Below are 5,728 nucleotides of genomic sequence, written 5' to 3'. Positions count from 1 at the left end.
TCGGATAGTTGCAGTTAATCTGGGTTCGATTTTGCGATGATTGCGGGTTTGATGATTTATAATTGCGGGTCGCTACAGATAGAGTGCGCTGTCCGTCGAGATCGATCGCCAGAGTTTCGATCCCAAACTGGGCGAGAACTGCGCCCAAATTCAGGGCACTAGTACTTTTCCCCGTCCCGCCCTTGAAATTAAAAACGGCTATTTTGAGCATGTTGTCAACGGTAGATAGCTTAAACCTTTAGAGCATAGAACACTTTAAACGTTAAACAGTTAATCATATATAGATATTATATCTAAAGGCTTTATGCCATTAACATTTAAAACATTAATATTATAAAGCTCTAAAGGTTTAATACCTTTAGAGTAATAATGTTGACTAATGTTGACTGCCGATCGGCTCGGCCAAGCCATTGGTTAGATTATTAGATTAGAGGATCGAGCGTGGACTTATTTTCAGCAGCGAGCCGCATAGCGAGCCGCATTTGGTTTCTGTAACAAAATATTACGCTCGGTACTTAGATTTTTAGCTAAAACAAGCAATTTAGCGTAGAGATTTGGTGTCAAATTTCATCTGTAGCTTTATGAAATTAGAGCGATATTCCGCCATTATGGAGCTAATACTCGTGTAAATACGTACTAAACATAAAGTATAAAATGTTAAAATGTAAGCTTTTATACTGAAGACAAGTAATATATTTAGCCATAGGATTGAAATCGACATAAACCAACCAACTTGGCTGTATGAGTTTAATTTTACAGGAGTTAGGAATTGTCGTTGCCATGCAACAGCCAAACCCTAACTTAGTTACAGCCGACTTTCTCAAACTGAGTGGGATTATTCCCGCAGATTGGCAACTAGCCAGAGAACCAATTCATCAAGAGCATGTCTCCCAACTATCGTTCGCTAATGGGGTTAGCATTACCGCCGAACCCAATCGAATTATGTTTGGCGAACCGATTGGCGAGCGGGCAATCGATAGTGTGACAGTCGCACGAGTGGCTCACAACTATACCGAGATTTTTAAATTAGCTAAATATTCAGCAGTCGGCATCAATATTCGCAGTTATAGTCCTCAAGCGAGTATTCAGAGTGCCACTCAATATATCAACCACCAACTCCTCGCTTCAGGCAGTTGGCAAAATTATGGCACTACTCCCGTCCAAGCCGCTCTGCGTCTGGCTTACAATCTACCAAATCGACAGTTAAATCTCGATATTGCGGCGGCAGGAATGCAATTCGATCGAGCAGAAATTACGCCAGTGATTTTATTTAGCGGTAACTTTAGCTATAACTTAGCTAGTTCGGAATTAGGTGAAACTGTAGCGGCTGTCAGTCAAGTTTTAACTAACTGGCAGACAGATTTGTCTGCTTATTGCGAACTAATTACCGATCGCTTTCTGAGCTTAGAAACTCCCACCTTATCCGTGCCGACTGTCGTCGCTAATGATGAGGAAAACTTAGAGCCAGTCGAAATTTCCTACGCCCCAAATCTTTATCCAACTCTCTCCTTCTCCTAGTTAGAGAGCGAGGATTTTAGTTGCTCTGAATACTGGTGAGATTAGCCCTAATCTTACCAGTAAATTGTAGCGATCGCCTGAATCTGCTTTAACTGCAAAACTAGCGACTTAAATTCGATCTTACCATCACCAATTTTTTAGATCTAAATCGAGCGAATTAGGACATTATGGATACTACACCAAGAATCGATACCAACAGCCTCTTCAATCTGGGAGTAGATCCCAATCTGCATCCCCTGTTGGCATCGATATCGATTTTGCCTGGTGTGGCATCGAACGTCCAAACTCAACTCTACGCACCCGTAGATCCCCTGCTAGTTGGCTATGTCACGCCAATTGTTGCGGGTACTACCTTTAATACCGAACGCTCGTTTGGCAGTACCCCAATCGATCCTTTTGGTACGGGGGTTGAAAATGCCTGGGTTATGAGTGGTAATAATCGCACCCAATCGCTCGCTCTCGACGCAGCTTCACTGGATACTCTATTTCCCATTCAACCACTGCCAGCCGTACAGCTAGCCGCCGCCAAAGCTTCAGATTGGATAGTTCGAGGCAAAGCTGTAGCCGTCAGTCAAATTCAAGACTTCTTAAATCGTCCAGATCGGTTCGAGCAGTTTAAAATTGCTTTCGGGCAAGATCTAGATCGGGAAACAATCGATCGAATCGTTCGAGATTGGCAAGTAGAGGGGAATAAACTTCCCGACATCGAAATCGTCCCCTCACAGATTTTAGGTAAGGCAGACGGCGGATTTGACGCCGCAAACAACAAGATTTACTTATCCAGCAACCTGATCGAGCGAGGTAATTCAGACGAGATAGTGCCCGTCATCATTGAAGAAATCGGCCACTATTTAGATACTAAAATTCATCCTGGGAGCGATGCTGTTGGAGACGAGGGCGAGATCTTCGCTAAATTAGTACGCGGTGTAAATATTGCCGATTCAGCATACGTTACCCTCATTAATGAAAATGACGGCGCAACGATTATTCTCAGCAATAACCCGATCTCGATCGAGCAATCGGTTACCACTGCCTACGCCATCAAAGCCGAGAAACTAGTTAGCTTCAATGGTAACTCGGATCTCGACGGCAATCCCTTAGATTTAAGCGATGACGCACTCGTTTATGGTGGTACGGGCTTTTCATTAAAAGGCAATAGCGTTCTACCCGTTAGGTACGATGCCAGTGGCAATCCAGTTGAAGATAGTCAAGGTAAATTAGTTTTAGTCGATAAAGCGATTACAGTAGCCGCTGGATATTTACAGGCTAGTGTCAGTGGAAGTGCAGGTAATAAATATGCCGGATTGAATCCACCCCAAATTGTCTCGACAGAGACAGTTAATGTTCCTTTATTTGCCGATCTCAAACAACAAGAATTAAATCGCAAGATTCCCAATGGTACGCCGACAACTACTTTTAATATCGGTACCAACCCGATTAATAATCTGACAGAATGGGGACAAAAATTTCCAGCAGCAGGAACTAGCAATCGACCGACAGTCGTTCGAGTGACAGGTGGCGGCTTAAATATTCCCGATAATATTATTCTGAGTAACTATGTAATCATCGTCGATAATGGCGATCTGAATTTTAATGGGAAGAGCGATCTCAACAACGTTACTTTAGTTACGAATAATGGCAATATTAACCTGAATAAAGCACAGACCGATAATCTGTTAGTATTAGCATCGGGAACGATCGCCGAAAATAGTAATGCTAGATTTGGGGGTAAGAGCTTACTCGCTAATGGTACTGGCAATATTACCTTCAATGGTGCGACTAAAGGAATTGCAGCTAGCGATAACCTGTGGGTAATTAGTGCCGGAGGAATTACTTTTAATGGTTCGCAATCTACACGCGGCAGTTTTCTAGCTCAAGGCGACTTTATTGCTAATGGTAGTGCCGAGATCTACGGTACGGTAAGTAGCAAGCAGAATATTACTTTCAATGGTGCGCTGAATTTTACATATGCCAATATTGCCGAATATAGTGAAGGCAATCCGCCAGTAATCGTTGCTAAATTAGTCAATGATAGTGGGATGAGTATTAGCGATCGGATTACTAACGACGAGCGGATTAGCGGTACCGTTACCGATGCCAATCAGATCGTTGAATTTAAGGCAGGATTTGACGATCGACCGCTTGCCAGCTATACCGATATTCTGTCTACTCTCGACACTGGGAGTTTCAGTTTTACTAAAGTCCAGTTAGAGCAGATTTATGGGGGAACGATTCCTGATGGTGTTCGGACTTTAAATCTAATTGCTACAGATAAATATAACAATCAATCGAGCGTTTATCCCTACACATTTACTCTCGATACTACCACGCCCGTACCTACCGTAAATTTGGCTGCTACCAGCGATACAGGGGTAGTTGGAGATTATCGAACTAAATCGCCTTTAGTGACTCTGACGGGGCAAACAGAAGCAAATGCCAAGGTATTTTTAAGTGGGAATCCTACCCCCGTCACGGCTGATAGTTTAGGAATTTATAGTTTTGAGAATGTCGCGCTCGGTGCGGGTAATAACTCATTTACCGTTACCGTAACGGATCTGGCTGGCAATCAGAATAATTATACCCGATCGATCTATCGTACCTCACCCCCGACGGCAGTTAATTTAGCGACACCGCAGGTATTAGAAAATAGTGCGGATGATACCGTAATTGGAGTATTAAGCACGATCGATCCCGATCCAGTAGATAGTTATACTTATTCATTAATAGATGATGCAGGCGGAAGATTCAAATTAGTCGGCGATAAAATTCAAGTAGCCAATGGTAGCCTGCTGAATTTTGAGGCAAATACCCAACATCAAATTCAAGTTCAAACCATAGATAGTGAAGGCGATAGTTATCTCCAATCGATCGACATTTCAGTAATTGATGTCAATGAGTCGCCGAATAATTTAGTAGTATTGCCGACAGTCATTCTTGAAAATAGTCCGAGCGATACGATCGTCGGTACGATTACCTCCACAGATCCCGATATTGGCGACAGTTTTACCTATAGCTTGGTAGCCGGAACTGGGGATGGGGATAATAGTAAATTTGCGATCGCTGGCGATAAGTTAGTTATTAAGAACTCACCAGATTATGAAGCTCAACCTAGTTATACGATCCGACTCAAAACTACCGATGTTGGTGGCTTGAGTTACGAACGACAGGTGACGGTTAATGTTACCGATGCTAATGAAACTCCGCTCGCTGTAAATATTACCAATACTACTGTCACTGAAAATGCGCTCGGCGATCTGGTAGTTGGAGAACTAAGCGCGCTCGATCCCGATGCTAACGATATTCAAACTTTTAGCTTAGTTACTGGTGCTGGCGATACCGATAATAGTGCCTTTAGGATTGTTAATAGTCAACTGCAATTTCAAGTTACGCCCAACTTTGAAACTCAATCCAATTATAGCTTGCGAGTTAAAACCACCGATGCAGGTGGCTTGAGTGTCGAGAAAGTTTTGACGGTAAATATTACTAATATTAATGAAGCTCCCACATTACTCGTACTAGATGCCAATAGTGTGGCTGAAAATTCCGCTACTGGGACATTAATCGGTAAGTTTACTACCACAGATCCCGATCTAGGGGATAGCCATACCTACTCGCTGGTAACTGGGAATGGTAGTGGCGACAATCCTAAATTTACGATCGCGGGTAACGAATTGCGATTGAATATCAGCCCTGACTTTGAGACTCAATTTGTCTATTACCTGCGAGTACAAACGGCTGATGCAGGTGGCTTGACGTGGGAGCAGGAATTAACCGTTAGGATAACCGATGTCAATGAATCTGCCGCAACCACTCTACTTGAAGGCACCAGTTTCAATAAACAGTTAAGCATCCCCATTACCATCCCTGCTACTGGGGGTAAATTGAGCTTCAAACTCGATCCGCTTCAATTTGATGGAACGGATCTCAAGGGGATTAATGATGCCTTAGAAGTCGTTTTAGTAGACGCTGGTGGTAAATCTCTAGTCACCCCCTTCCAGGCTGGGAGAGATGCCTTCTTTAATTGGACTGAAGGTGAAAGTGTCGTCACTGGTGATGATGCCAGCTATGATTCGGCAACCGGAATAGTCACCCTTAATTTAACCGGAGTCACCCCAGGCTCCGCCAATCTCGTCTTCCGCCTGCTCAACAACGATACCGACACTACCACCAACGTCACCCTTAATGATGTAACTTTACTCCCCAACTCTCC

Annotated in this window: 3 protein-coding genes; 2 read left to right on the top strand and 1 reads right to left on the bottom strand. The window is 43.4% G+C overall.

Annotated features, from left to right (window positions below; all coding sequences use genetic code 11):
• The coding region (locus tag C7B77_RS22315; protein WP_146138455.1) for a ParA family protein at positions 1-211 on the bottom strand (211 nt) is incomplete at its 3' end.
• Between the two features lie 530 nt (positions 212-741).
• Between C7B77_RS22315 and C7B77_RS22310 the strand changes: the two genes are divergently transcribed.
• Entirely contained in the window at positions 742-1,518 is a 777-nt protein-coding gene (locus tag C7B77_RS22310; protein ID WP_106310055.1) for a hypothetical protein, read from the top strand.
• 167 nt (positions 1,519-1,685) lie between these two features.
• A partial coding sequence (locus tag C7B77_RS22305) for an Ig-like domain-containing protein (protein ID WP_245894313.1) occupies positions 1,686-5,728 on the top strand: 4,043 nt, incomplete at its 3' end.

Source organism: Chamaesiphon polymorphus CCALA 037 (assembly GCF_003003845.1).
In the GTDB taxonomy this organism is placed as follows: domain Bacteria; phylum Cyanobacteriota; class Cyanobacteriia; order Cyanobacteriales; family Chamaesiphonaceae; genus Chamaesiphon; species Chamaesiphon polymorphus.
Note: the sequence above shows the minus strand (reverse complement) of the source record. Positions and strands in the feature narration are given on the sequence as shown.